The following is a 25,380-nucleotide window of genomic DNA, read 5'->3' on the forward strand; positions in this document are numbered from 1 at the left end:
GGTTCCTGGCGCGGACTCTCCTGACGATGAGCATCCTGCCGGGGCGCTTCCTGACGTGAGGTGTCCTGGGGCGTCACATCCTGCTTCGGCTGAGCATCGCCGCCCTGAAATTCGCTGCGAGGGTTCTCGTAGCGGGAGCCGTCGTTGCGGCCTTCGTTACGACCCTGGGCACGATTGAAATCGGCACGGGGCTGGTCCTGCCGAGCATAATCCTGGCGCGCCTGGTCAGGCCTTGCCTGCTCGTTCCGCGGCTGCTCGTACCTCGTGTTTTCTTGCCTCGTGTTTTCTTGTCTCGTGTTTTCCTGCCTGTTGCCCTCGCCCCGGAAGGAATCCTGCCGGTTGTAATCCTGCCGACCACCGTCGTTGCGGTTTCCGTCGTAGCGAGAGCCCTCCTGGCGGCCGCCATCTTGCCTGTTGCCGTCTCGATTGCCCTCGAAACGCTGCGGGCGATCGTTGCGGTTCTGGAAGCGCTCCCGGCGTGGATGACGCTGATCCGACGGCGAGTCTTGCCGTGTATCTTGCCGGGTATCCTGGCGGGGCTCGTAGGATTGCGGCTGAGGCTGTGGCTGAGGCTGTTGGGCCGGATCGCCGTATTCCTCGTTATAGCCGTTGCCGTAGCCGTTGGCGGCATAGCCCAGGCTCGCGCCCTGACCCTCATCGTCGCCGTCGTCGTCATCGTCGTAGCCGTTACGGGCATACCCACCATTCTGCTGGCGGTTCTGCTCCTGGGCACCCGAGATGATGCGGAAATAATGCTCGCCGTGCTGGAAGTAATTCTCGGCGGCCACCGGGTCGCCACTGGCTTGCGCATCGCGCGCGAGCTGGGCGTATTTGTCGGCGATGTGCTGCGCCGTCCCGCGGATTTTTACATCCGGCCCGTTGGACTCGTAGGAACGCGTCAGCGGATTGGGACCTTTGGGGCGGTTGCGACCGCGCATCCGTCTATTCTGGTTTGGTCTCATCGGTCTCGATTGACCCTCGTTCAAATCGGAGCGTCTGATGATGCGGCGGGGCTACGGGCGAAGAAGGAGAACCCGTTTCGGGCACTTCCTAGTCCTCGTAGGATCCGGTCGGTGGTTCCGCGATCGATTTTGCCGTGCTCGCCGTATGTCCGGTCAACCGATTCCTGCGCTCACAGTGCGGCGCTCATCGGTCGTCTGGCACTCAATTCATCAAGCTTCCACACGGCGTCTCGTGCGTATCGGCTTGATGGTGGGGAGATCGTCTAAAAGTATCGCGTGCTAGACGCCGCCGACACTTCTACCTCGATCCGCCTTGACGGATCGTTCGCGACCTGACTGTGACACTAGCGACTCCCCAAGCCCACAACAAGCTCTTTTTCATCTCCTGTCGTCGTTGGCTGTTGGCGGACGTCCGGCCAGCGTGACGACACGGGCGTGGCCGGCCAGATCTTGTCTCATGGACCCCCGTGCGAACCCCGCCTCGCGGCCGATCCTCAATACGTCCTCGGCCTGATCATGGCCGACCTCGAAGACGAGGGCTCCGTCCGGGGTGAGCAGGGGACGACCGTCCGTCGCCCCGCTCACTTCCCTCACGATCCGTCTGTACGCCTCGAGTCCATCCTCGCCACCGTCGAGGGCGCCGAGCGGATCGTGGCAGCGGACTTCCCTGGACAAGGTCGAGATGATCGCGCTCGCGATGTAGGGCGGGTTCGAGAGGACGACGTCGAACGGCTTGCCGAGGGCGGAGCACCAATCCCCCGCAACGAAGGCGGCCCGCCTCCCGACACCGTTGATCCGGGCATTGGTCCGGGCGCAGGCGAGCGCTTCGTGCGAGCGGTCGAGACCCACTCCGAAGGCCTGTTTCCATTCGCTCAGGAGCGAGACGAGAATGCAGCCGGACCCGGTTCCGAGATCGAGAAGGCGGAGGGGGCGGTCGCGGGCGGGGTGGAACGCCAAAGCGGCATCGACGACGGTCTCGGTATCGGGCCGTGGTACCAGGGTCGCCGCGTTGAGGATGAACGGGAGGCCCCAGAACTCCCACTCGCCGAGGATGCGCGCCACGGGCTCGCCCGCGAGCCGTCGCCGCATCGCTTCCCCAAGCCGCAGGGCACCCTGCTCACCGATGGGCTCCGCACCGGAAAGGGCGAGTTCTGTCGGCGTGATGCCGAGGACGTGGAGGAGGAGGAACCGGGCATCGCTTGCCCCACCGTCGATCCCGGCTTGGGAAAAAGCCGCAACGGCGTGGCGCAAGGCCTGCGAGCGGGACTGCCGAGGATCGATGCCGCCACTCACCGCGCCGTCTTCGGTCACGCCACGTCGCGTGCCGCCAGGCTCGTTCACGCCAGGTTCGTTCACGCCATGCCTTCGGCAGCCATGAGTTCCGCCTGGTGCTCGGTGATGAGGGCATCCACGAGCTCGTCGAGGGCCTCTCCCGCGAGCACCTCTTCCAACTTGTAGAGGGTGAGATTGATGCGATGGTCGGTGACCCGCGCCTGCGGGAAATTGTACGTGCGAATGCGCTCCGAACGATCGCCGGAACCGACCTGCGACTTGCGGTCCGCGGCCCGGACGGCGTCCTTTGCCGTCCGTTCGGCATCGTAGAGCTTGGCCCGCAGGAGCGACATGGCGCGCGCCCGGTTCTTGTGCTGCGAGCGCTCTTCCTGGACGAAGATGACGATCCCGCTCGGCATGTGGGTGATGCGGATCGCCGATTCCGTCTTGTTGACGTGCTGGCCGCCGGCACCCTGCGACCGCATCGTGTCGATCTTCAGATCGGCATCGTTGACGACGATATCGACCTCCTCGGCTTCCGGCAGCACCGCCACCGTGGCGGCGGAGGTGTGAATGCGCCCTTGAGCTTCGGTGTCGGGCACGCGCTGGACACGGTGCGCGCCGCTTTCGAATTTCAGCTTGGCGAAGACGCCCTTGCCCTTCACCTCGGCGATGACTTCGCGGTAGCCGCCGACGGTGCCTTCGCTCTCGGAAATGACGTCGACCTTCCAGCCCTTCAGGTCGGCGTATTTCGCGTACATGCGGAACAGGTCGCCGGCGAAGAGCGCGGCCTCGTCGCCGCCGGTGCCGGCGCGGATTTCGAGGATGGCGCTCTTCTCGTCGGCGGCGTCCTTGGGCAGCAGGATGACCTGGAGCGCCTTGTGGGCGGCCTCGAGCCCCGCTTCCGCATCGGGCTTCTCGGCGGCGGCGAGAGCGCGCATCTCGGCATCCCCCCCCGGCTCGTCGATGAGGGCCTCGATCTCGGCGAGGTTCGTCGCCGCGGCGCGGTAGGCGTGGATCGCCGCCACCACGCCGTCGAGTTCGGCCAGTTCCCTGGACAGCTGAACGAAGCTGTCGGAATCGGCCGAGCCGGCGCTGAGCGTGGCGGTGACGATGTCGTGCCGCGTCAGGATGGCGTCGAGACGGTCTGAAGGAATAGGGGTCATCGCCCGGAGGATACTCTCAACTGTGGAAGACGCATGTCCGACGGACGTGCCGGGTCCGCGGGGGTGGTCGTGGCTCTCGGCAAGACGCCGTCACGCTCGCTAGATAGGCACGCCCTGCGCCTTGGCGAAGGCCGTGAGGACCGGCCTCAGGGAGGCGCTGTCGCCCGCCCGCTCGATCTCCGCATCGATGAGGGCGGTGACGGCGGCCGCATCGAGGGCGAGCACCATCGCCTTGACCGGGCCGATGGAGGCCGGCGACATCGACAGGTTGCGGAAGCCGAGGCCGATCAGGGCCATCGCCTCCAGGGGCTTGCCGCCGATCTCGCCGCAGATGGTGACGGGGCAGCCGGCCGCGGTCGCCCGCTCCGCGATGAGGCGGAAGGCGCGCAGGGCCGGGATGCTCAGCGTGTCGAACCGGTCGGCGACGCGGCGGTTCTCGCGGTCCACCGCGAAGAGGAACTGCATCAGGTCGTTGGAGCCCACCGACAGAAAGTCGGCGACCTTGGCGATCTCGTCGATCTGGAACAGGAGCGAGGGCACCTCGACCATCACCCCGAGGCGGCAATCGCTCGGCAGGACGTGGCCGTGGCGACGCAGATGCGCCTTCTCGCGGTCGACGATGGCCTTGGCGCGGACGAACTCGTCCACCGTGGCCACCATCGGGAACATGATCTTGAGGGGCCGGCCCGACGCGGCCCTGAGAAGCGCGCGCAGCTGCACCCGCAACAGGGCGGGGCGGTCGAGGCCGATGCGGATGGCGCGCCAGCCGAGGGCCGGGTTCTCCTCCTCGAGGGCCGGCATGTAGGGCAGGATCTTGTCGCCCCCGATATCGAGGGTGCGGATCGTCACCGGCAGGTCTCCGGTGGCCGAGAACACCGCCTCGTAGAGCGATTGCTGCTCGGCGGCGGACGGCATCCGCTGCGCCACCATGAACTGCAGCTCGGTGCGGAACAGGCCGATGCCCTCCGCCCCGGTTTCATGGAGATGGGTCAGGTCCACCAGCAGCCCGGCATTGAGCTGCAGGCCGATGGCGACCCCGTCCGTGGTGACGGCCGGCAGGTCGCGAAGCGCCCGGTACTGTTCCTGGCGGCGCGCGCGCAGGCGGACCTGCTCGGCATAGGCCGCCTCGATCTCAGGGCCGGGCCGGACCTGGATCTCGCCGGTGACCCCATCGACGATGATCGCATCGCCCGCGTCGCACAGCGCCGTGGCATTGGCGATCTCGCCCACCGCCGGGATGCCCAGCGCCCGGGCGACGATGGCGATGTGGCTCGTCGGGCCGCCTTCCTCCAGCACCACGCCGCGCAGGGACGCGCGGTCGTAATCGAGGAGGGCCGCCGGCCCCATGGAGCGGGCGACGAGGATCGCGTTCTCGGGGAGCTCACGATGCGTGCCGTTGCCCTCCGTGCCGATCAGCGTGCGCAGCAGGCGATTGGCGAGGTCGTCGAGGTCGTGCAGCCGGTCGCGCAGATACGGATCGCTCTGCCGCATCATCCGGGCGCGGTTGTCCGACTGGACGCGCTCCACGGCGGCCTCCGCCGTGAGGCCGGAATGGACAGCCTCGCGCATCCGGCGCAGCCAGCCCTTGTCGTGGGCGAACATCCGCACGGTCTCCAGCACCTCGCGCGATTCGCCGGTGCCGATAATGTCGCCGCGCTCCACGAGTTCGTCGATGGCCGAGCGGACCTCGCCGATGGCCTCCTCCAGGCGCTCGACCTCGCGCTCCAGGTTCTCGGCGATGAGCTGCTTCACGATGATGCGCGGCTCGTGCAGCACCACGTGACCGAGGCCGATGCCGTCGGCGAGGGCCACGCCGCGCTGGCTCACGGCGCGGCGCGCGGCCGAGCCCGCGCCCGGTGCCAGGGATTGCAGTTCACCCGAAGCGATCATCTCGGACAGCACCATCGCCGTCGTCTGGAGCGCCTCGATCTCTTCCTCCGAATAGACCCGGTAAGTGAGGTTCTGCACCACGAGGACGCCGAGGGTGTTCCCCGCGCGCAGAAGCGGCACGCCGAGGAAGGCGTGGTAGGCCTCTTCCCCGGTCTCGGGCCGGTACGAGAAGGACGGATGCGACTGGGCGTCCGAGAGCGAGAGCGGTTCGGCGGTCTTGGCGATGAGGCCGACGAGGCCCTCGTCGGCCCGCATCCGGGTCAGGTGGACGGCCGAACGGTTCAGGCCCTCGGTGGCAAACAATTCGAGCGTATTGTCATCGCTCAGCACATAGACCGAGCAGACCTCGGCGATGACGTTCGCCGCGATGAGGGTGACGATACGATCGAGACGTGCCTGTGGACTGACCGGCTCCGCCATCGCTTCGCGGAGGCGGCGCAGCAGCAGGCGCGGGCCTCCGGGCGCAGCAGGCATGGTCTCCTCGATCCGAATTCAGTCCCCCGAGGCCCGCCTGCGCAAGTTTCGTGCGCGGCGACGGGGGCGGCGCTCAAGCCTGATCGAGGCCGTATAGCGAGTGGAGCGTGCGCACGGCAAGCTCCGTGTAAGCCGCATCGATCAATACGGAAAACTTGATTTCCGACGTGGTGATCGCGCGGATGTTGATTCCCTTCTGCGCGAGCGCCCTGAATGCCTTGGCGGCGACGCCCGCATGGCTGCGCATGCCGACGCCGATGGCCGAAACCTTCACGACATCGGTGGCGCCCTCGATCTGGGCGAATTCGATGATGCCGCTCTGGGCGTCGAGAATCGTGCGGGCGCGGTCGTAATCGGCGGACGGGACCGTGAAGGTCATGTCCGTGGTCGACTGGTCGCCCGACACGGTCTGGATGATCATGTCGACGTTGATGTTGGCGTCCGCCAGCGGCCCGAAGATCGCCGCGGCGACGCCGGGACTGTCCTTGACGCGCCGGAGGGTGATCTGCGCCTCGTCCTTCGAGAAGGCGATCCCGGTGATGATCTGCTGTTCCACGATGTCGTCCTCGTCGCAGATGAGGGTGCCTGTGCGGGCGTTGTCGGGCGGGTCGAAGCTGGAGCGCACCGTGGTCGGTACGCGATGGACCATGGCGAGTTCGACGGAGCGGACCTGGAGCACCTTGGCGCCGAGGGAGGCCATCTCCAGCATCTCCTCGAAGGTCACGCGCTCCATGCGCCTGGCCTTCTGCACCACGCGCGGGTCGGTGGTGTAGACGCCGTCGACGTCGGTGTAGATGTCGCAGCGCTCGGCGCCGATGGCGGCGGCGATGGCCACCGCGCTGGTATCCGAGCCGCCCCGGCCGAGCGTCGTGACGCGGCCGGTCTCGGCGTGAATGCCTTGGAAGCCTGCGATCACGGCGACTTCACCGCGGGCGAAGCCGGCATCGAGATTCTTGGGGTCGATCGCCTCGATCCGTGCCGAGCCATGGGCATCGGAGGTCTCGATGGGGATCTGCCAGCCCTGCCAGGAGCGGGCCTTGATGCCGTTCTTCCGGAGCGCCGTGGCGAGGAGGCCCGCGGTGACGAGTTCGCCCGAGGCGACGACGGCGTCGTACTCGGCCTCGTCGTAGAGCGGGTTGGCGTCCTTGACCCAGGCCACGAGTTCGTTGGTCTTGCCGGACATGGCCGAGACCACGACGGCGACGTCGTAGCCGGCCTCGATCTCGCGCGCCACGTGGAGGGCCACGTTGCGGATACGGTCCACGGTCGCCACCGATGTGCCGCCGAACTTCATCACCAAACGGGGCATGTCGGGTCCGCGTCGATCCATTCCAGAGCCGGCTGTCCGCCGGGAGCACGGCGCTTTATCGGCTTCGAGCCGGAGCGGCGTCCCGCCGCTGTACCGGCCGGTGCTTCGGCGGGTACAAGGGCACTTCGGACGTGTCAACAATCGGGCATGCAGGCGGGATGGCCCGCATCCGGGTCGGAAGGTCAGGCGAATGAACCCAGCGGCATCTTCTTCCATCGACGCCGAGGAAGTCGCGCGCTTCGAGGGCATCGCCGCGACGTGGTGGGCCGAGGACGGGCCGATGAAGGTGCTGCACCGGTTCAACCCGGTGCGCCTCGCCTATATCCGAGACGCGATCTGCCGGGAATTCGGCCGCGACCCGCGCATGCCCCACCCGCTGAAGGGGCTGACCATCGTCGATGTCGGCTGCGGCGGCGGTGTCCTGTCCGAGCCCCTGGCGCGCCTCGGCGCCACCGTCACGGGGCTGGATCCGGCACCCACCAACATCGCCGTGGCGCGTTCCCATGCGAAGGCCGGGGGCGTGGCGGTGGATTACCGCTCTCAAACCATCGAGGAGGTGGTGGCGGCGGGCGAGCGGTTCGACGTCGTCCTGATCATGGAGGTGGTGGAGCATGTGGTCGACATGCCGGCCTTCGTCGCCAGCGCCTGCCAGGCGGTGAAGCCGGGCTGTCTCCTGTTCGCCGCCACCCTGAACCGCACGATGCGCTCCTTCGCGCTGGCCATCGTCGGAGCGGAATACGTCCTCGGCTGGCTGCCGCGCGGAACCCACGACTGGAACAAGTTCGTGAAGCCGGACGAACTGTCCCGCGCCATCGCACGCGGCGGCCTCTCCGTCACCGATACCACCGGCGTCGTGTTCAATCCCTTCGACGGGAGCTGGCGGCCCGCCCGCGACACGGCGGTGAACTACATGGTCGCGGCCGCCCGTCCGGCCTGAACCGGGTGCGCCCCTCCTCGTTGACCACGCGAATCGACGAGGAGACATCATGCTGGAAAAGCTTCCGCACGCGGTCGGCGCGGCCCTGTCGGGCCTGAAGGCCGGGTTCGACACAACCGCCTACCACCAGGATTTCGGGAGCGTGCCCGAGACGATCTCGCTGACGAGTCCGGCCTTCGCCGACGGGGCGAGCCTTCCTGCGCGCTTCACCGCCGATGGGCCGGGCGACTCGCCGCCGCTGTCATGGAGCGGCCTGCCGGCCGGTACGAGCCGCATGGTGCTTCTGGTGGAGGATGCCGGCAGCCCGACTCCGAAACCCCTCGTCCATCTCATCGCCTGGAATCTCGCCGCGAGCGAAAGCCTTCCCGAAGGCGCTCTCGCCAGTGCCGCCGGTGAGGGATCGCAGCATGACCTCGGGCAGAACAGCTTTCTCAAGGACCAATGGCTACCGCCGGACCCGCCCACCGGACATGGCCCCCACGCCTACCTGTTCCAGATCTACGCCCTGGATGCTCCGCTCGATCTGCCGGCGAGTCCGGGACGTGCCGCGCTCATCGAGGCCATGACGGGTCGGGTCCTCGCCAAAGGTTGCCTGACCGGACTCTACGAGCGCCGCTGATGCCGCCGCTTGCGCCGATGCCGCCAATCGGTGCAAGCGCGCTCAAGCAAAAGGCGCTGCGGCTCAAGGGAGGATCGGCATGAAGGCTTTGCTCTGCACCAGACTCGGCGGCCCCGAGGATCTCGCGATCGCCGAGGTGGCCGATCCGGTCGCCGGTCCGGGTGAGGCCGTGGTGCGGGTGACGCTGGCGGCGCTGAACTTCTTCGATACGCTCATCATCGCAGGGCGCTATCAGGTGAAGCCCGATCTGCCGTTCTCGCCCGGCGGCGAAGCGGTCGGAATCATCGAGGCCATCGGAGAGGGCGTCGAGGGTTTCGGGATCGGCGACCGCGTCATCGTCCACCGCACCTACGGCACCTGCGCCGAGCGCATCGCGGTGGGCACCCGGCATCTCACCGCCGTCCCCGATGCGGTGAGCGACGAGCAGGCGGCCGGTCTCACCATCACCTACGGCACCTCGCTCCACGCCCTGTGGGATCGCGCGAAGCTTCAGCCCGGCGAGACGCTGGCGGTTCTCGGCGCTTCGGGCGGCGTCGGCCTCGCCGCGGTGGAACTCGGCGTGATCATGGGCGCGAAGGTCATCGCTTGCGCCTCCTCGCCGGACAAGCTCGCGGTGGCGCAGGCGCACGGCGCCGAGTTGGGTCTCGATTACAGCGCGGACAATCTGCGCGAGGGGTTGAAGAAGCTCACCGAGGGACGGGGCGTTGACGTGATCTACGATCCCATCGGCGGCGACTACGCCGAACCTGCGCTCCGTTCGCTCGGCTGGAAGGGGCGCTACCTCGTCATCGGCTTCGCGGCCGGCGACATCCCGCGCATTCCCCTCAACCTCGCTCTCCTGAAGGGCATCGACATCCAGGGCGTGCATTGGGGCGTGTTCGTGGAGCGCGAGCCCGAGGCCCACCGGGCGAACCAGGAACAATTGTTGGCCTGGGTGGCGGAGGGGCGCCTCAAGGCCAAGATCCACGGCACCTATCCGATGAGCGACTACGAGAACGCGCTCGGCATCCTCAAGCGCCGCGAGGCCGTGGGCAAGGTGCTGCTGCGGCCGTGAGTCGGGCAAGCCCTCCTCCCCCTTGTGGGGAGGAGTTGGAGGTGGGGGTGGTGGGGTGACCCTCAGAGTGTGGAGGCTGGCGGAGCCACCCCCACTCCTGACCTCTCCCCACAAGGGGGAGAGGGACGCGCTCTGCCTGCAAAAGCAGATGTGTGAATCCGGTAGCCGCCTGCGGGGAGAGGGGATGCGCACTGCCCCTCAATGGAAGTCCCGGCTGCGGTAGACGCGCCGGTCCGGCGGCGCCCCGAAATCCGTGGTCTCCGGTGGGAGGGGGAGACCGCCCTCCCGCAGGGTCCGCAATTCCTCCGTCAGGTCGCGGAACTGCTCGGCCAGGAGATGGACCACCAGCCCCGAGCGCTGGATGCGCCCGCGCACGGCGATGAAGCGGGCGCTCATGGCGATGCGCCGGTTGGCCTCGAAGACCTTCTTCCAGACGATGACGTTGCAGATGCCGGTCTCGTCCTCCAGCGTCAGGAACACCACGCCCTTGGCGGTGCCGGGGCGCTGCCGGGTGAGGACGAGGCCCGCCACCGTGACGCGGGCATTCTGGGCCCATGAAGGGTCGTGATGCGCCGCCGCCGGGATCGCGCCGATGCGGGCGAGGCGCGCCCGAAAGAACGCCACCGGATGGCCTTTGAGCGAGAGGCCGGTGGAGACGTAATCTTCCGCCACATGCTCGGAGAGCGCCATGGCGGGCAGCTCCACCGCGGGCTCTGCCCGGAACAGGCCGTCATCGGCATGGAAGGCGAAGAGCGGCATCGGCGCATCGAGGAGATGCGTGCGCCGGTCGGTGGGGACGCCCCGCGCGGCGCTGGCGCGCGTCGAGGTGCCTTCCAGTGCCCTCACCGCCCAGAGGGCGGCGCGGCGGTCGAGGTCGAGGGAGCGGAAGGCGTCGGCCTCGGCTAGGCGCTCGAGGGCGTTGCGGGGCAGTGTCAGGGCGGCCTGCAGGCCCTCGACGCTGGCATAGCCGTTCCCGCGCAGGGCCACGAGCCGGGCCATGCCGGCTTTCGGCAGGCCGCTCACCTGGCGCAGGCCGATGCGGACGGCGAAGCGGCGCTCCGGCCCACGCTGCTCCGAGGCCGGTTCCAGGGTGCAGTCCCATTCGCTGGCATTCACGTCGGGGCCACGCACCTCGACCCCATGGGCGCGGGCATCCCGCACCAGCTGGGCCGGCTGGTAGAAGCCCATGGGTTGCGAGTTCAGGATCGCGGCCAGGAAAACGTCCGGGTGCCGGCATTTCATCCAGGCCGAGGCGTAGACCAGCAGGGCGAAGCTCGCCGCGTGGCTCTCGGGAAAGCCGTAGGTGGAGAATCCCTCGATCTGCTTGAAGCAGCGCTCGGCAAAGTCGCGTGGATAGCCGCGCCCCACCATGCCCTCGATGAACTTGGTCCTGAAATTCACGATCAGCCCGTTGTGCCGGAAGGTCGCCATGGCCCGGCGCAAGCCGTCGGCTTCAGACGGGGTGAATCCGGCCGCCGTGATCGCGATCTGCATGGCGTGCTCCTGGAACAGGGGCACGCCGAAGGTCCGCTTCAACACCTCCTCGAGTTCGTCCTTCGGCCCGTGCTCGGGGGAGGGGGACGGGAAGACGACGGGCTCCTCGCCCGAGCGCCGGCGCAGGTAGGGATGGACCATGTCGCCCTGGATCGGACCGGGGCGCACGATGGCGACCTGCACCACGAGATCGTAGAATTCCTTCGGCTTCAGGCGCGGCAGCATCGACATCTGCGCCCGGCTCTCGACCTGGAACACGCCGACGGAATCGGCCTTCGACAGCATCGCGTAGACCTCCGGCTCCTCGCGCGGGAGGTCGGCCAGGGTCTCGTAGGCGATGCCGTGATCCTCGCGCAGGAAGTCGAGGCCGCGCCGGAGGCAGGTGAGCATGCCGAGCGCCAGCACGTCGACCTTGAGGAGGCCGATCGTGTCGATGTCGTCCTTGTCCCATTCGATGAAGGTACGGTCGGCCATCGCCGCGTTGCCCACCGGCACGGTCTCGTCGAGACGCCCTTTCGTCAGCACGAAGCCGCCCACATGCTGGGACAGGTGGCGTGGGAAGCCGATGAGCTGGATCGCGAGGTCCACCGCCTGCCGGATCGCCGGGTTGGCGGGGTCGAGCCCGGCCTGCGCGATATGCTGGTCCGGCAGGCCGTCGCCCCATGAGCCCCACACCGTGTCGGCCATCATGCCGGTGATGTCGGGGGTGAGGCCCAGCACCTTGCCGACCTCGCGGATCGCGCTGCGGGGCCGGTAGTGGATCACCGTGGCGCAGATCGCCGCGCGGTCCCGCCCGTAGCGGTCGTAGAGATACTGGATCACCTCCTCGCGACGCTCGTGCTCGAAATCGACGTCGATGTCGGGCGGCTCGTCCCGGCTCTCGGAGATGAAGCGGGCGAACAGGAGCCGGATCTTGGTCGGGTCCACCGCCGTGATGCCGAGGCAGTAGCAGACCACCGAATTGGCCGCCGAGCCGCGGCCCTGGCACAGGATTCCACGGTTCCGGGCGAATTCGACGATGTCGTGGATGGTGAGGAAGTAGCGGGCGTAGTCGAGGCGGCGGATCAGGTCGAACTCGGTGCGCAGGGAGGTTTCGACCGTCTCCGGGATACCGTCCGGGTAGCGCAGTTCGGCCCTTTGCCGGGTCATGTATTCGAGATGCCCCTGGGCCGTCCGGCCAGGGGGAACGGGCTCGTCGGGATACTCGTATTTCAGCTCCTCCAGGGAGAACCCGCAGGTCTCGGCGATCTCGATCGTGCGCGCGATCGCTTCCGGGTGGTCGGCGAAGAGCCGGGCCATCTCGGCGGGCGGCTTCAGATGGCGCTCCGCATTGGCTTCCAGGCGATAGCCGGCCTCGACCAGGGTGCAGCCCTCGCGGATGCAGGTGGCGACATCCTGCAAGGGGCGCCGGTCGGGGTGGTGGTAGAGCGCATCCGAGACCGCCACCATGGGCGCGCCGAGGCGCACCCCGAACCCGGCGAGGCGGCCGAGCCGACGCCGCTCGTCGCCGCGATAACGATGGCTCGCGCCGAGAAAAACGCGGCCGGGGGCCGTCTCCGCCAGGGCGGCGAGATGGCGGGCGAAGACGGGATCGTCCTCCTCCGGCGGGAGCGCGATGAAGACCTGCCCCCTTGCCGCCGCGAGCATGTCCGGGACACCGAACCGGCACGCGCCCTTCTCCGAGCGGCGGTTGCCGTCCGTGAGCAGCCGGCAGAGCCGTCCGTAGCCGTCTCGGTCCATCGGATAGGCGACGGCTTCGAACCCCTCCTCGGTGACGAGACGGACCCCCGGCAGGTAGCGGATCGTCGGTTCGCCCGTCTTCTCCCGGCGCTTGGCCTCGGCATGGCCGCGCACCACGCCCGACAGCGTGTTGCGATCGGCGATGCCGATGGCGTGGAGCCCGAACTCGGCGCCCTGCGCCACCATTTCCTGCGGATGCGAGGCCCCGCGCAGGAACGAGAAGTTCGTGGTGACCGCGAGCTCGGCATAGGGCGGGGTCATGCGCAGAATGATGGGCCGTTCGCGTGATCCCCTCTCCCCGCGAGCGGGGAGAGGGCCGCGACGACCCCGTCGTCGGCGCGGCGAGGCGGCAGCCGAGGGTGAGGGGGGGCGTCCGAAGGAGACTCGTCCGGAATCTCCCCCTCACCCTCGCTCCGGCTTCGCCTCCGCTCATCGCAGGCACGGCAAGGTGCCCGCGATCCTCTCCCCGCCCGGCGGGGAGAGGGGAGGGCGCTCATCTCGGCCCTCACGCGAACAATCCCTGCACGAACCAGCGCGCCGCCGTTTCAGCCGTGTGGAATCCCTCCCGGTAGAGCCAGAGGCGCCGGCCGGATTCGTCTTCGACCACGTAGTAATCCCGGGCGGGGGCAGGGGCGTGCCACCAGGCGTCGGCGATGCGCTCCGGACCCTCGGCATGGGCGATCCGGTGCAGGCGCCGCCGCCAGCGGAAGCGCTGGGGTGGTCCGTCGGGGGCGAGCGAAAACACTTCGTCGGCCGCCTCGCTGCGGGATAGGAGGACGAGGGGACGGGATGGCATGCCGCCCTGTGGCCGGGTGCCGACCCGCTCGGGCCACCGCATCTCGATTCTCCTCACCCGCCACGGCTCCAGGGCATCGGCACGTTCGGGGATGTGGCTCGCCCGTGGACTCACGCGGATGACCCTGGCCCCGATGCGTTGTCTGAGGGCGTCGGCGAGGCGGGCGGTCCCGCCGGTCTCGGCCTCCCGGTCGAGGCCCGTCTCGGCCAGGGCGCCCTGGCGTGCCTCCAACCGGCCGATGCCGGTCACGTCGAGCCGCACGGTCTCGAAGCCGAAGCCGGCATCGAGGGCCGGCCCGAGCCGGTCGAGGCGCAGATCGAGCAACCGCCCGACCTGGGTCGGGCAGAGAGTCGGTTCCGACAGGCCGAGATCGAGGCTGCGCTCGATGCCGTCGACCCGGTAGAGGCTCAGCCGCAGGGATCGCGCGCCCAGGCCCGAGGCGGCGAGGCGGGGGGCGATCTCCTGCATCAGCCGTATGGCGGTGGCGACGATGATCGCCTGATGTCCGATCGGATCGAGAAAACCCCGACTCGCGCCGAAGGCGGCCGGCTCCCCCAGGGAGACCAGCGGCTCGGGCCTTCTCCCCAGCGCCTGGTCGAGGCGCAGGAGCAGGGTCTCGCCGAAGCGTCGGGCCAGGGGAGGGCGGGCCGCCTCGGCCAGCGCCCCAATCCGGCGCAGGCCGAGGCGGCGGAGGGATTCGGCGATGGCCGGCTCGATCCGCAGGGCACTCACGCAGAGGTCGCGCAGGGCCGGTGCATTGCCCCCCCGGGGCACGACGACGGGACGCGTCGAAGCACCGTGGCGGGCGAGCGCGAAGGCGCAGGCCGGCGTGTCGGCCAGGGCCAGCCGGGCGGGGATCGCATTGGCCGACAGGCGGGCGGCGAGGTCGCCCATCAGGGCGTCTTCCCCGCCGAACAAGTGGCTCGCCCCCTCCACGTCGAGAAAGAAGCCGTCTCCGCCTTCCCCCGGCCCGAACGGCGCCACCATGGGTGTATACCGCTTGGCCCAGAGGCAGAGACGCGCGAGGGCGGCGGCATCGGCCTCCGGGTTTGCGGGATGGACGGCGATGCCCGGCCCGATCCGGGCGCGAGCCCGTGCGAGGGGCTCGCCCGGACGCAGGCCGAGAGCCCGGGCGGCGGCGTCGACGGCCGTGATGCGCAGGCCTCCCGGCCCGATGGAGGCCACGACAGCGGGGGAGACCGCGTCATCCTGCGCGGCCCGAGCGCGCCTGAGGCGCGTCAGCGGCCACTGCTCCAGCCAGACCGAAACGATGCGCGGCATGATCCCACTCCAGAAGCCAATTCCCCGTCCGTCCGTTGCGACAGCGGTCGAGCCGCGCCCGCCAGCATGGCCGCTCGATGCAGCCGAACCGGTCCCGCATGGCCGCCCCCGAGCCGATCCGCCAGCGGGTCGCGGCCATGTTCGGGTTCTCCGCCTGCGGTGGCCGCAGGACGAGGAGGAGGCGGGAGGCCGCCTCGCCCGCCAGATGCAGCCGCCGGCTCTGCTTCAGCGGAAGGCCGGCATCCACCAGCCCCGCCACCGCCCTCAGCCCCTGCGAGCGCAGGGCCTCCTCCACGGCGCGGTAGGCATCCGCGTCGCTCTCGACCTCCAGGATCAGCAGGCGGCCCGGATCGAGGCCGAGCCCGGCGAGCCCATGGCCGTAGGGTGTCGGGTGCCCCTTGCCGATGACGAGGAGAGCCTCCCCCTCCACCCGCGCGAGGTGTCGGGCCATGAGGGCGAGGGTGAAGCCCAACGCCGCCGCCTCGTCGCCCTCGGATTCCGGGGCGATCTCGTGCGGTCGGCCAAGGGAGAGCCCTCCGCCGGGAAGGCCGGAATCGATATGGGCGATTCCCAGAGGCAGGGCCTCGACGGACAGGACGTCGGCCTGTCCTGCCCCGTGGCCGCGCAGGGCGTCCAGAGCGATCCGCCGGCGCCGCTCGAGCCCGTCCGTCTCCGTTTCGCCGTCATCGCGCATCTTCGTCGAGCCAAATCCATCCTGTCCGTCCCATCACCGGACAATAAGAACAAAACAAGAACAATCTCAACCGGTTTCGGGGGGATGCAAAATTCCTGAGCGGCTACAGCCGCTTCCCCTGTGGACGGCTGTGGACGAGTGTGGATGGAGGAACGGTCGCGAGACGGCGGGACGATCCGGGCCGGGCTTGACCGCATGACCGGACCCGGCATTGTCCCTCCGCCGTGCCGGACCCCCGGCGCATCAGCCTGGAAAGAACCCATGCGCCTCGACCATGCCGCCAAGTGCCCGGCCCCGACAGGCTTCATGGCCAAATCATTGATGGGATTGATGATCCTCGCCGGGCTCGCGGCCGGTCCGGCAGCGGCTCAGGCGCCCGGCCAGGTCAGTCCCGGCCAGCCCGGCGGTGGGATGAGCGCCGCCCCTGCGACGGATGCCGCCGCGGCTCCGGGGCCCAGGGCGGCCAGGGCGGCCAGGCCCAAGCGGGTCGTGGCGCCGTCGCAGCCGATCCAAGTCTACGATGCGCGGATCGAGGCGGGGGATCTGCGGATCTCCGGCAGCGTGCGCAAGGCCGGCACCGTCGTGATCCTCGACGAGGACATCTCGGTGATGGCCGATTCGCGCGGCCGATTCCTGTTCCGCCTGCCCTATCGGCCCGCCACCTGCGTCGCGGCATTGAAGGCCGGCGAGGACGAGAGGGAGGCCGTGGTGGCCAATTGCGCGCCGGCCGGCGAGCCCGGACCCAAGGGCGATGCCGGCCCTCAGGGAGAACCCGGTCCCCAGGGTCTGGCTGGGCTGGCCGGTGCGCCGGGTGTGGCGGGGCCCGCAGGCGAGGCCGGGCCGAAAGGGGAGGCGGGACCGAAGGGCGAGGCCGGACTCAAGGGGGAGACAGGCCCGCAGGGGCCGGTCGGCCCCAAAGGCGATGTCGGCCCCAAGGGGGAAACGGGTCCCAGGGGGCCTGCCGGTCCTCAGGGCGAACCGGGATCGGCGGGCCTCACCGCCAGTGCCGCCAACTCCACCCTGCGTCCCGTCCGCAACGAGAATTGCTCGTCCGGTGGCTGCGAGTTGAGCTGTGCCAGTGGCGAGGCCTTCGTCTCGGCCTATTGCCTGTCCTCGGGCAGCCCGTCCTTCGCCAATGGCGGCGCCAGCGCGTCCTGCCCGTCCGATGCCAAGGGCATGGTCGGGTTCTGCACGCGGTTATAGGACCGCGCCGGCTTCATCGAGCCAGTCCATCATCCCGGCGGCCGCCGCGCGGCCGCTGGAGAAGGCCCCCTGCAGCAGGTAGCCGCCGGTGGGGGCTTCCCAATCCAGCATCTCGCCGGCGACGAAGACCCCCGGCCGCGCTTTCAGCATGAAGCGGTGATCGACGGCCTCGAAGGCGACGCCGCCCGCCGTGGAGATCGCCCGCTCGATCGGACGGGGGGCAAGGAGGCGCAAGGGAGCCGCCTTGATCAGGGCCGCGAGTTCGCCCGCCGAGGATGGAAGCGCGCGACCGGCCGCCTCGCGCAAAATTCCCGCCGCCACGGGGTCGAGCCCCGCATCCTTGCGCAGACGCGTGGCGAGGGAGGCGCCCTGTTTGTGCGTCGCGAGGCGTCGCATCAGCGCATCCTCGGTGAGGTCCGGTCTCAGATCGAGCACGAGACGGGCTTCGCCGCGCTCCTCGATCGCGTCGCGGATGAGGCGCGACAGCGCGTAGACCGCCCCGCCTTCGATCCCGTCGGCGGTGATCATGGCCTCGCCGCGTACGCTCTCCTCGCCGAGCCTGAGCGCGACGCGCTTCAGGGGCGTCCCGGCGAAACGTTCGCGGAACACGTCCGACCATGGCACGGTGAAGCCGACATTGGCGGGTTTGAGCGGCGAGACGGCGATGCCTGCCCCGGTGAGAAGCGGGACCCAAGCCCCGTCCGAGCCGAGCCGTGGCCAGCTCGCTCCGCCAAGCGCCATCAGGGTCGCCTGGGGGGCCACCGTGACGCGCCCGTCCGGCGTCTCGAAAGCCAGGCTTCCATCCGCCTCCCAACCGAGGAAGCGATGACGGGTGAGGATGCGGACGCGGGCTGCATCGAGCCGCCCCAGCCAGGCCCGCAGGAGCGGGGAGGCCTTGAAGCTCTTTGGGAATACACGGCCGCTCGACCCGACGAAGGTCGGCTGGCCGAGCCCCTCGCACCAGTCCCGCAAGGCTTGCGGAGGAAACGCGTCGACCGCTTTCGCGAAAGACGAATGCGCCGGGTGGTAGCGGCGGTGGAACGCCTCCAGCGGCTCGCTATGCGTGAGGTTGAGGCCGCCGCGCCCGGCGATGAGGAACTTGCGCCCCACCGAGGGCATCCGCTCGTAGATCGTGACGCGGTGACCGGCCTCGGCCAGAATCTCGGCGGCCGCCAGCCCGGCCGGGCCTCCGCCGATCACCGCGATGTCTCGTGACGTCAATCCTGTCATGGACGTTGGGAGGCCGTGGCGGAGCCCGGCTGTCAAGGGCGGAGGTCGGTTTGTTGGCTCAACCTGCCTCGGCGGCGACCAGGGCGAAGGTGAGGACGTCCACCGAAGCCGCTCCTCCCCGCAAGAGCACCCGCGAGGCGGCATTGGCGGTGGATCCGGTGGTGGTGACATCGTCGATGAGCAGAACCCTTCGCCCCTGGAGCCTGGGCTTCGCCGATGCGGGGACCCGAAACGCGCCCTGGAGATTCGTCGCCCGCGCCGCGCGGCTCAAGCCTACCTGCGAGCGCGTCGCCTTCACCCGGGTGAGAAGCGAGGTCTCGCAGGGCAGGGAGGCGATGCGGCCGATGCCACGGCCGAGGAGAGCGGCCTGGTTGAAGCGGCGGCGCCAGAGCCGGGTCCAGTGCAACGGCACGGGAACGAGGCAATCGGCCTCCCTCAGCAATTCGGCGCCCGCCGATGCCATCATCCGCGCCATGGGGGCGGCGAGATCGAGCCGGTCCTCGTATTTCAGGCGGTGGACGAGATCACGCGCCACATCGTCGTAGAGCGCGACGGCCCTGGCCCGCCCGAAGACGGGGGGATCGGCGATGGCGCGCGGGGACAAGAGAAGGCCGAGCCCCAGATCGACGGGAAACGGCGTGCCCAGGTGCGGGCAATAGGGCTGTTCGATGAGGCGCAGGCTCGACCAGCAGCGGGGGCACAGAGCATGCGGATCCGCGGTGGCGGCACCGCAACCGGCGCAGGTCGGCGGATAGACCAGGCCGAGGGCGCCCGCCGAGATCGAGCGGACACCCCGCCGGAGAAATTGGGCAGCGGACACCATGCCCCTTGCTTAGGCCCGGCTCGTCGCTTCGCGAAGACCTTACGCAAGATTGTCCCGGCGAAGCGACGTCCGGAAAGCGGCGCCCTACTGTGCGGCGGGCTGCTGGCCCTGGTTCTGCTGCTTGTCCTTCTTGTTGGCCCTGTGGTGGCCGATGGCGCATCCGGCCGCCGCCCCCATCTTGCCGTGTCCGGCCATATGGCCGGCGATGCCGCCCACGAGCGCGCCCTTGATGCAGCCCTTGGCTTCGGCGGCCCCACTCAGCGCGAAGGCCGTGAGGGTGGACAAGGCGATTCCCGTCAGAAGTCGAATCATGAATCCGGTCTCCGGTTTCCGTTATGATGCGCCAACCTCCCGCCGCTCTGCCCCGTTCCGGCTGGCAGGATCACGTTTTCGCGCCAGCTATAGGAGCGAGATGACCCATCCACCGCCCCTCTTCGACACGGCCCTCGCTCGTCTGCGCCTCCTGCGCGCCACCCGTGCGGGCTATGCCGACTTCCTGCTGGCGCGACTCGCCGAGGATCTCGACGATCGTCTCGCCGCGGTGCTGCGCCCCTTTCCCGAGGCGCTCGACCTCGGGACGCCGAGCTCCGCCCCCGCCCGCCATCTTCTGCGCTCCGGCCGCGTCGGCGCCGTCACCCGTGTGGCGCCACTGGCCGAGACCGGCGATGGACTCGGCCTCGTGATCGGCGATCCGGAGGCGCTGCCGCTGGCGGCGTCCCGTTTCGATCTCGCCCTGTCGCTGCTGGCCTTGCAGCACGTCAACGATCTGCCCGGGGCGCTGGCCCAGCTGCGGCGGGTATTGAAGCCCGACGGGCTGTTCGTCGGCTGTCTCCTGGGTGGCCGCACCCTCACCGAGTTGCGCCAGTCCTTCGGGCAGGCCGAGGTCGAGATCGAGGGGGGGATCAGCCCGCGCGTGGCGCCCTTCGCCGAGGTGCGCGAGATGGGCAGCCTGCTCCAGCGCGCCGGCTTCGCCCTGCCGGTGACGGATGTCGACACGATCACCGTGCGCTACGCCGATCCCTTCGCCCTGATGCGTGACTTGCGCGCCATGGGCCTCACCAACGTGCTGACCGAGCGCCGCCGCACGCCCCTGCGCCGTGACACCCTGATGCGGATGGCCGCGATCTATGCCGAGCGGTTCGCCGATCCCGACGGGCGTCTGAGGGCGACGTTCGAGATCCTGTGGCTCTCCGGCTGGGCGCCGCACGAGAGCCAGCAGAAACCGCTGAAGCCCGGCAGCGCCAAGTCCCGTCTCGCCGACGCCCTTGGCGTTCCCGAGATTACGCCCGGCACGACCAGCGATCCTTGAGGAGACGACGATGAAACAGCCCGGCCCGGACCACCCCATCACCATCGAGACGAGTCACCAGCGCGTCCGCGTCATCCTCGCCGGCACCGTGATCGCGGAATCCGGTGCCGCCCTCGTCCTTCGCGAGGCGAGCTACGGGCCGGTCTATTACCTGCCCCGCGCCGATGCGCGCTGGGAGCATTTCACCGCCTCGGCGCGCAGGAGCCACTGCCCCTACAAAGGCGAGGCCAGCTATTACACGCTGACGGTCGGCGATACGGTTCGGGCCGACGCGGTCTGGAGCTACGAGACTCCGTTTCCCGCCGTGGCGGAGATCAAGGATCATCTCGCCTTCTATCCGGATCGGGTCGACGCCATCGAGGTGGGCTGAGCTCCGTCACAGGCGGGATTGACCGGCCTTCTCCCAGAAGGCCGATTTCCGCCCGTGCGCCTTGCGCAGGGCATCCCGATAGGCGGCGTGGTCAGGCGTGAGGTCGCCTGGTTCGAGCCGCTGCGCCAGGGCGTCGAGGGTCAGGAGGTGGCGGGCGCCGTAACCGTAGGCGCTGGAGCGGCCCTTGCTCAGCATGTCGTCGATCATGCAGCGGTAGAGCAGGCTCGCCGCCTTCGGGCTCGCCTCTTCCAGAGCCTCCGCGGCGGGAGCGAGGATCTCATAGCGGTTGCCGTCCCATGTCGCGGCCTTGTCGATGACGAGGCGCGCAGCACGGTCGAGCTTGGGCCAGTGCACGAGGAAATGCAGGGCGCGGTAGAGGTCGGCGTGAGAGGCCGCATGGTCGAAGGCGCGTTCCAGCGCCTCTTCGTCCTCGAAGTCGGGCAGCTTGGCGACATAGTCGCGCAGCATCTCGGGGTCGAGACGGGCTTCGAAACAGGCCCAGCGCTTTGCCTGCGCCTCCTCTTTGCGGCCGAGAGCGTCGAGGATGCGGATTTCGAGGGAGGCGCGCTCACGCTGGGGCGCGTCCGGGTCGAAGCTTCCCGTCAGCATCTGCTCGCGGGTGACGACGACGATTCCGCGCCTCTGCGGCCGTCCGATCCAGTCGAGCGCCTCGGCGGCGCGGTTCGCCGAGAGCAGACGCTCCGCCACGGCCACAGTATTGGGATGATCGGGGGAGATCGCCTGTTCCAGGGCAATGAAAGCCTCGACGTCGCCGCGCCGGTCGGCAAGGGCCTGGCGCATCCGCAGCAGGCGCATGCGCTCCATCTTCCGGTCCCAGCCCTGCGTACTCAAGGCGGTCGAACGGGCTGCCGGCTTGCCCGATGCCTTCGGTTCCGGCGGCGTCGCCGATGCGAGGGCCGCGTCGACCGGCGCCAAGGCCGTATCGGGCAGCCCATCCACCACCGTGAGCAGCAGGGCATCGAGGATGCCGAACCCGTCCGTCTCCAGAAGCGGCACCAGTTTCACCGCCAATCGGGCGGCGTCCGCCGGCGGAAGCCGAAGCGCCAGATCGGCGGCGGCATGCGTCGCCCGTTCGTAGACGCCCACCACCTGGCCGCTCGAATCATCGACGCGCTCGAGCACGCCCTGCGCCCCGCCGAGGAAACGGATCAACCGGTTGAGGGCGGCGTCCACGTCGAGGGGAGCCAGTTCCGAGACGATGGTGGAGATCGTGGCGTCGAGATCGGCGGCGAAGGCGCGCCGTTTCTGCCAGTCGATATAGCCGTGGGCCCGCTCCAGGGCGATGAGCCGCCGGTCGATCAGGGCGGCGACGGCATCGGGGCCCTGCAATCCGGCGATCGCGGCGGTGACGAGCTTCTTGAAGGCGGGATTGCGCGCGGTCTCGTCGAGGACGAGGCCGATCAATCGGTCGAGCCCCAGCGGCGCCAGGGTCTCGGGCGACGGCGTGGTCTTGCGCGAGACGCGCTTCGGCTTCTCCGCCGCCACCGCGCTCGGCTTGGGGGACGTCTTTACCGCTGCCTTGCGCGCCATGCTTCTCGTCTCCCGCCTCCAACGGACAACCTGTGGCGGCCGGGCTCTGCCATCAAGGCCCGAGAAGATCGACCAGGAACGGAATCAGCGGCGCATCGGCCGGGGGCATCGGCTGGTCCTTGAGCGCGCGCGGGCGGACCCATTTCAGCGCCTGCCCCTCCATGGAACGGGCCATGCCCTCCCAGCGTCGGCAGACATAGAGCGGCATCAGCAGGTGAAAGTCGGGATAGGCGTGGCTCGCGAAGGTCAGCGGGGCGAGGCAGGGTTCCTTCACCTCGATCCCGATCTCCTCGCGCAATTCGCGGATCAGGGTTTCCTCCGGCCGCTCGCCCGGTTCGACCTTGCCGCCGGGGAACTCCCAGAGACCGGCGAGCTGCTTGCCCTCCGGGCGCTGGGCCAGGAGGACGCGGCCATCCGCATCCACCAGGGCGACCGCCACCACGAGGAGGATGCGGAACGGAGACGCCGTCACGGCAGAATCGCGAAGCTGGCCGAGATCTCGGCACTCGTCTCGATCGTGCCCGCCGCGAGCGGCACCGGCACGCCGGAGCGCTTGGACCGCATTGGAGGCGCCGCCATCGCCATCGGCATCCCGCCGCCCTGGGGCGTCGTCTGGATCGACAGGGGCGGTCCGAGCTTGACGCCGGCGGCCTCGGCGAGGCGTCCGGCCTGCGCCATCGCATCCTTCATGGCCGCCACCTGTACGGTCGCCTCCGCCGCATTGGGGTCCTTCAGGCCGAACGCCACGCCCTCGATCCGGTTGGCGCCCGCGTCCAAAGCCTTGCGCATCAGCTCGCCGAGCTTGCCCATGTCGGCCAGGCGCACCCGCACGCTGTTGGCGGCGCGGTAGCCGTCGGGCTTCTCGGTGGTGCCGCCGTCGGGCTGGCGTACCTCCCGCGTCGCCTGGGTGAGAACGACCGCCGTCGTGCCGATATCGCTCTCGCCGACGCCGAACCCGGCCGACAGCGTGATGAGCGCGCGAACGACGGTGCTCGCTCCGTCGAGGGCGGCGGCCGGCGTCGCGCCCCTGGCTTCGATCCCGATCTCCACCGAGGCGAAGTCCGGCGGCGTCTCGGCGCGGGCGCGGCCCGTCACCACGATGCGGCTCTCGTGCTTGGCCTTATCGTCGTCCGCCAGGGCGGGGATCGCGAGGGCGAGCGCGAGGCTCGCCACCGCCGCCCGGTGGAGGAGGCGCCTCACGAGCGGTAATCCCCGTTGATCTCGATGTAGCCCTTGGTCAGGTCGCAGGTCCAAACCCGCGCCGTGCCGTCGCCGAGACCGAGGTCCACCGTCACCGAGACGTCCGATTCGCGCATGACGGCGCTCGCCGCCGCCTCGCTGTAATCCGGGTCGCGGGCGCCCTCGCGGGCGACGCGGACGTCGCCGAACCAGATCGCGAGACGATCGCGGTCGGCGGGCTCTCCGGCCTTGCCCACCGCCATCACGACGCGGCCCCAATTGGCGTCCTCGCCGGCGATGGCCGTCTTCACCAGGGGCGAATTGGCGATGGACATGGCGATACGATGCGCCGAGGCGTTGCTCGTCGCGCCCTTCACGTTGACGGTGACGAACTTGCGCGCGCCCTCGCCATCCTTGGCCACGAGCTGCGCCAGTTCGATCAAGAGGTCGTCCAGCGCCGCGCGGAAGCCCGAGAGGCGGGCGTCGCCCGGATCGGTCACGGGTGCGTTGCCGGCCGCTCCCGTGGCGAACAGCATCAGCGTGTCGGAGGTGGAGGTGTCGCCATCCACCGTCACGCAGTTGAAACTCGTCTGCGTGCCGGCGCTCAGAAGGGTCTGGAGCACCACCTGCGGCAGGGCCGCGTCGGTGAAGACGAAGCTCAGCATCGTCGCCATGTCGGGGGCGATCATGCCCGCGCCCTTGGCGATGCCGTTGATCGTCACCGTCGTCCCGTCGATCGTCGCCGTGCGCGTGCCGAGCTTGGGGAAGGTGTCGGTGGTCATGATCGCCTGCGCCGCCGCCGCCCAGGCTTCGGGGCCGGTCTCGGTCCGCGAGGCGCAATCCGCCAGTACGCCCTCGAATTTCGTCGCGTCGAGCGGTTCGCCGATGACGCCGGTGGAGGCGATGAAGATCTCGTCGGGCCGGCATCCGGCCGCCTCGGCGCCGATCTTGGCGGTCAGCGCCACGGCGTCCCGGCCACGCGAGCCGGTGAAGGCGTTGGCGTTGCCGGAATTGACGATCAGCGCGCGGGCGCCTTCGCGCGCCAGCGCCTCGCGACACCAATCCACGGGGGCCGAGGGGCATTTGGAGCGGGTGAACACTCCCGCCGCCTGCGTTCCCGGCTGCATCGCGAGGTAGAGCACGTCGGTGCGCCCGGAATAGCGAATGCCGGCCTGCGCGGTGGCGATGCCGACACCGCCGATGGGGGGAAGCTCGGGCACGCTCGTCGGGGCGAGGGGCGAGACGGGGGTGGCTTTGGCTGATGACATCGGTCGGTCGGGCTCCGGCTGTCCGCCGCGAACGGTGGCGTCCCACGGCGGCGCCGTGTTGCCCTGTGCGCTGCCGCCCCGTCAACCGCCGGAGCGGAGGACGCGCCGCCGGTCCAGGGAACAGTCGAGCCTGAGAGGAATTCCCTTGATACAGGTCGCCTACTGGCACAGGCTCCTTGTCTTGCGAGGCCATCGCATCCTACGATGCTGCGTCGCACAGTGATCGCAGTGCCGGTGGCGGCTCGTGCCGATCCAGGCATGTCCCGACAGGAACAGGAGTTTCGATCATGGAATCGACGGCTTCCACCGGAGGAGCCTATGGCGTTCAGGTTCTGATCGCCGGACGACAGAAGCATTGGCGCGACGAGGTCGCCTCGCAGATCCGGCGCGCCGGTTACTCGGCGACGACCGTCGATTCGGGTGTCGATGCGATGACTGTCCTGGCGCTCGGCCTGCCGGTCGACGTGCTGGTGACCGATATCAGCCTCAAAGGCGAGTTGTGTTCCACCAAGCTGGTCCTGGAGGCACGCGCATTGCGGCCCGACCTGCGGATCGTCTTCGCCAACGAGCCGTCATGCGATCCTCTGCCCGACGTGATCGACGAGGGGGCCGACGATGTGTTCGTCACGAACGAAGTGAGAAACGATGCTGTCGCCAGCACCGTGCGCGAGGCTCTCTGCACGCGCAACTGAGGCGGGCTGGCCGAACCTGGGATTTGAACGAGAGAGGCGGCCGAGGCAACGATGTCTCGGCCGCCTC

The 25,380-nt window shown here is 69.4% G+C and carries 22 protein-coding genes (1 of these 22 running past the window's edge); 7 read left to right on the forward strand and 15 right to left on the reverse strand.

Annotation, left to right across the window (positions count from 1 at the left end):
- The 5 genes from A3OM_RS0102050 to A3OM_RS0102070 all read right to left on the reverse strand — a co-directional run.
- A protein-coding gene (locus A3OM_RS0102050; protein WP_018042070.1) for a DUF4167 domain-containing protein crosses the window boundary here: on the reverse strand, positions 1–938 show its 5' portion. The gene continues 382 nt to the left of window position 1, outside the view; only the first 938 of its 1,320 coding nucleotides appear in the window; the start codon lies at positions 936–938; the stop codon falls past the left edge of the window.
- Positions 939–1,340: 402 nt separating this feature from the next.
- Positions 1,341–2,213, reverse strand: a complete 873-nt coding sequence (gene prmC / locus A3OM_RS0102055) for a peptide chain release factor N(5)-glutamine methyltransferase (protein ID WP_245257825.1) — start codon at positions 2,211–2,213, stop codon at positions 1,341–1,343.
- A 101-nt stretch (positions 2,214–2,314) separates the two neighbouring features.
- Entirely contained in the window at positions 2,315–3,400 is a 1,086-nt protein-coding gene (gene prfA / locus A3OM_RS0102060) for a peptide chain release factor 1 (RefSeq protein ID WP_018042072.1), read from the reverse strand.
- A 99-nt stretch (positions 3,401–3,499) separates the two neighbouring features.
- Positions 3,500–5,764, reverse strand: a complete 2,265-nt coding sequence (ptsP, locus tag A3OM_RS0102065; protein WP_018042073.1) for a phosphoenolpyruvate--protein phosphotransferase — start codon at positions 5,762–5,764, stop codon at positions 3,500–3,502.
- 73 nt (positions 5,765–5,837) lie between these two features.
- Positions 5,838–7,073, reverse strand: coding sequence for an aspartate kinase (locus tag A3OM_RS0102070; protein WP_026175632.1), 1,236 nt, complete (start codon positions 7,071–7,073; stop codon positions 5,838–5,840).
- Positions 7,074–7,263: 190 nt separating this feature from the next.
- Between A3OM_RS0102070 and ubiG the strand changes: the two genes are divergently transcribed.
- The 3 genes from ubiG (at position 7,264) to A3OM_RS0102085 (ending at position 9,683) form a co-directional block, all read left to right on the forward strand.
- Positions 7,264–8,010 (forward strand): bifunctional 2-polyprenyl-6-hydroxyphenol methylase/3-demethylubiquinol 3-O-methyltransferase UbiG, encoded by a 747-nt coding sequence (gene ubiG, locus A3OM_RS0102075; protein WP_018042075.1) that lies wholly within the window; start codon positions 7,264–7,266, stop codon positions 8,008–8,010.
- Between the two features lie 49 nt (positions 8,011–8,059).
- On the forward strand, positions 8,060–8,629 hold the full coding sequence (locus tag A3OM_RS0102080; protein WP_018042076.1) for a YbhB/YbcL family Raf kinase inhibitor-like protein: 570 nt from the start codon (positions 8,060–8,062) through the stop codon (positions 8,627–8,629).
- 79 nt (positions 8,630–8,708) lie between these two features.
- Positions 8,709–9,683, forward strand: a complete 975-nt coding sequence (locus A3OM_RS0102085; protein ID WP_018042077.1) for an NADPH:quinone oxidoreductase family protein — start codon at positions 8,709–8,711, stop codon at positions 9,681–9,683.
- 198 nt (positions 9,684–9,881) lie between these two features.
- On the opposite strand, the gene A3OM_RS0102090 is transcribed toward A3OM_RS0102085, so the two are convergent.
- The 3 genes from A3OM_RS0102090 to A3OM_RS0102100 form a co-directional block, all read right to left on the reverse strand.
- Entirely contained in the window at positions 9,882–13,178 is a 3,297-nt protein-coding gene (locus A3OM_RS0102090) for an error-prone DNA polymerase (protein WP_018042078.1), read from the reverse strand.
- 244 nt (positions 13,179–13,422) lie between these two features.
- Positions 13,423–14,994, reverse strand: coding sequence for a DNA polymerase Y family protein (locus A3OM_RS0102095; protein WP_018042079.1), 1,572 nt, complete (start codon positions 14,992–14,994; stop codon positions 13,423–13,425).
- Positions 14,918–15,688 carry a hypothetical protein gene (locus tag A3OM_RS0102100; protein WP_018042080.1) on the reverse strand — a complete coding sequence of 257 codons (771 nt, stop codon included), beginning with the start codon at positions 15,686–15,688 and terminating at the stop codon, positions 14,918–14,920. The genes A3OM_RS0102095 and A3OM_RS0102100 overlap by 77 nt, the downstream gene beginning before the upstream one ends.
- 261 nt (positions 15,689–15,949) lie before the next feature.
- Between A3OM_RS0102100 and A3OM_RS23385 the strand changes: the two genes are divergently transcribed.
- Positions 15,950–16,891: a collagen-like protein gene (locus A3OM_RS23385; RefSeq protein ID WP_018042081.1), complete on the forward strand. Its 942-nt coding sequence runs from the start codon at positions 15,950–15,952 to the stop codon at positions 16,889–16,891.
- Here A3OM_RS23385 and A3OM_RS0102110 read toward each other — a convergent pair.
- The 3 genes from A3OM_RS0102110 to A3OM_RS0102120 all read right to left on the reverse strand — a co-directional run bounded on the left by A3OM_RS0102110 (position 16,886) and on the right by A3OM_RS0102120 (position 19,256).
- Positions 16,886–18,121 (reverse strand): TIGR03862 family flavoprotein, encoded by a 1,236-nt coding sequence (locus A3OM_RS0102110; RefSeq protein WP_026175633.1) that lies wholly within the window; start codon positions 18,119–18,121, stop codon positions 16,886–16,888. The genes A3OM_RS23385 and A3OM_RS0102110 overlap by 6 nt on opposite strands.
- 58 nt (positions 18,122–18,179) lie before the next feature.
- Positions 18,180–18,944, reverse strand: coding sequence for a ComF family protein (locus tag A3OM_RS0102115; protein WP_018042083.1), 765 nt, complete (start codon positions 18,942–18,944; stop codon positions 18,180–18,182).
- Between the two features lie 84 nt (positions 18,945–19,028).
- Positions 19,029–19,256, reverse strand: coding sequence for a hypothetical protein (locus A3OM_RS0102120; protein ID WP_018042084.1), 228 nt, complete (start codon positions 19,254–19,256; stop codon positions 19,029–19,031).
- 100 nt (positions 19,257–19,356) lie between these two features.
- On the opposite strand from A3OM_RS0102120, the gene A3OM_RS0102125 reads away from it, so the two are divergent.
- A complete protein-coding gene (locus tag A3OM_RS0102125; protein ID WP_018042085.1) occupies positions 19,357–20,253 on the forward strand; it encodes a methyltransferase domain-containing protein in 897 nt (298 codons plus the stop codon).
- A 10-nt stretch (positions 20,254–20,263) separates the two neighbouring features.
- Complete coding sequence (locus A3OM_RS0102130; RefSeq protein WP_018042086.1) at positions 20,264–20,623, forward strand: DUF427 domain-containing protein; 360 nt, start codon at positions 20,264–20,266, stop codon at positions 20,621–20,623.
- 6 nt (positions 20,624–20,629) lie between these two features.
- On the opposite strand, the gene A3OM_RS0102135 is transcribed toward A3OM_RS0102130, so the two are convergent.
- From A3OM_RS0102135 to argJ, 4 genes are read right to left on the reverse strand one after another with little or no spacing between them, the layout of a single operon-like run.
- Positions 20,630–22,174, reverse strand: coding sequence for a DUF6880 family protein (locus A3OM_RS0102135; RefSeq protein WP_018042087.1), 1,545 nt, complete (start codon positions 22,172–22,174; stop codon positions 20,630–20,632).
- A 52-nt stretch (positions 22,175–22,226) separates the two neighbouring features.
- A complete protein-coding gene (gene mutT / locus A3OM_RS0102140; protein ID WP_018042088.1) occupies positions 22,227–22,646 on the reverse strand; it encodes an 8-oxo-dGTP diphosphatase MutT in 420 nt (139 codons plus the stop codon).
- Positions 22,643–23,374, reverse strand: a complete 732-nt coding sequence (locus A3OM_RS0102145) for an SIMPL domain-containing protein (RefSeq protein WP_018042089.1) — start codon at positions 23,372–23,374, stop codon at positions 22,643–22,645. Before A3OM_RS0102145 ends, mutT begins: the two co-directional genes overlap by 4 nt.
- On the reverse strand, positions 23,371–24,621 hold the full coding sequence (argJ, locus tag A3OM_RS0102150) for a bifunctional glutamate N-acetyltransferase/amino-acid acetyltransferase ArgJ (protein ID WP_018042090.1): 1,251 nt from the start codon (positions 24,619–24,621) through the stop codon (positions 23,371–23,373). Before argJ ends, A3OM_RS0102145 begins: the two co-directional genes overlap by 4 nt.
- Positions 24,622–24,908: 287 nt before the next feature.
- Here argJ and A3OM_RS0102155 point away from each other — a divergent pair, with 287 nt between their 5' ends.
- On the forward strand, positions 24,909–25,313 hold the full coding sequence (locus tag A3OM_RS0102155; RefSeq protein WP_018042091.1) for a hypothetical protein: 405 nt from the start codon (positions 24,909–24,911) through the stop codon (positions 25,311–25,313).
- Positions 25,314–25,380: the final 67 nt, after the last annotated feature.

The sequence above is a fragment of the Methylobacterium sp. 88A genome (genome assembly GCF_000376345.1).
GTDB classification, from domain to species: domain Bacteria; phylum Pseudomonadota; class Alphaproteobacteria; order Rhizobiales; family Beijerinckiaceae; genus Methylobacterium; species Methylobacterium bullatum.

Coding starts and splice junctions, on each gene's coding strand:
- A3OM_RS0102085 (WP_018042077.1), top strand. CDS start 8,709: ATGAAGGCTTTGCTCTGCACCAGACTCGGCGGCCCCGAGGATCTCGCG.
- ptsP (WP_018042073.1), bottom strand. CDS start 5,764: ATGCCTGCTGCGCCCGGAGGCCCGCGCCTGCTGCTGCGCCGCCTCCGC.
- A3OM_RS0102125 (WP_018042085.1), top strand. CDS start 19,357: ATGACCCATCCACCGCCCCTCTTCGACACGGCCCTCGCTCGTCTGCGC.
- A3OM_RS0102080 (WP_018042076.1), top strand. CDS start 8,060: ATGCTGGAAAAGCTTCCGCACGCGGTCGGCGCGGCCCTGTCGGGCCTG.
- A3OM_RS0102135 (WP_018042087.1), bottom strand. CDS start 22,174: ATGGCGCGCAAGGCAGCGGTAAAGACGTCCCCCAAGCCGAGCGCGGTG.
- A3OM_RS0102090 (WP_018042078.1), bottom strand. CDS start 13,178: ATGACCCCGCCCTATGCCGAGCTCGCGGTCACCACGAACTTCTCGTTC.
- A3OM_RS0102070 (WP_026175632.1), bottom strand. CDS start 7,073: ATGCCCCGTTTGGTGATGAAGTTCGGCGGCACATCGGTGGCGACCGTG.
- ubiG (WP_018042075.1), top strand. CDS start 7,264: ATGAACCCAGCGGCATCTTCTTCCATCGACGCCGAGGAAGTCGCGCGC.
- argJ (WP_018042090.1), bottom strand. CDS start 24,621: ATGTCATCAGCCAAAGCCACCCCCGTCTCGCCCCTCGCCCCGACGAGC.
- A3OM_RS0102095 (WP_018042079.1), bottom strand. CDS start 14,994: ATGCCGCGCATCGTTTCGGTCTGGCTGGAGCAGTGGCCGCTGACGCGC.
- A3OM_RS0102155 (WP_018042091.1), top strand. CDS start 24,909: ATGGAATCGACGGCTTCCACCGGAGGAGCCTATGGCGTTCAGGTTCTG.
- A3OM_RS0102130 (WP_018042086.1), top strand. CDS start 20,264: ATGAAACAGCCCGGCCCGGACCACCCCATCACCATCGAGACGAGTCAC.
- A3OM_RS0102100 (WP_018042080.1), bottom strand. CDS start 15,688: ATGCGCGATGACGGCGAAACGGAGACGGACGGGCTCGAGCGGCGCCGG.
- A3OM_RS23385 (WP_018042081.1), top strand. CDS start 15,950: ATGCGCCTCGACCATGCCGCCAAGTGCCCGGCCCCGACAGGCTTCATG.
- A3OM_RS0102110 (WP_026175633.1), bottom strand. CDS start 18,121: ATGACAGGATTGACGTCACGAGACATCGCGGTGATCGGCGGAGGCCCG.
- prfA (WP_018042072.1), bottom strand. CDS start 3,400: ATGACCCCTATTCCTTCAGACCGTCTCGACGCCATCCTGACGCGGCAC.
- A3OM_RS0102115 (WP_018042083.1), bottom strand. CDS start 18,944: ATGGTGTCCGCTGCCCAATTTCTCCGGCGGGGTGTCCGCTCGATCTCG.
- A3OM_RS0102120 (WP_018042084.1), bottom strand. CDS start 19,256: ATGATTCGACTTCTGACGGGAATCGCCTTGTCCACCCTCACGGCCTTC.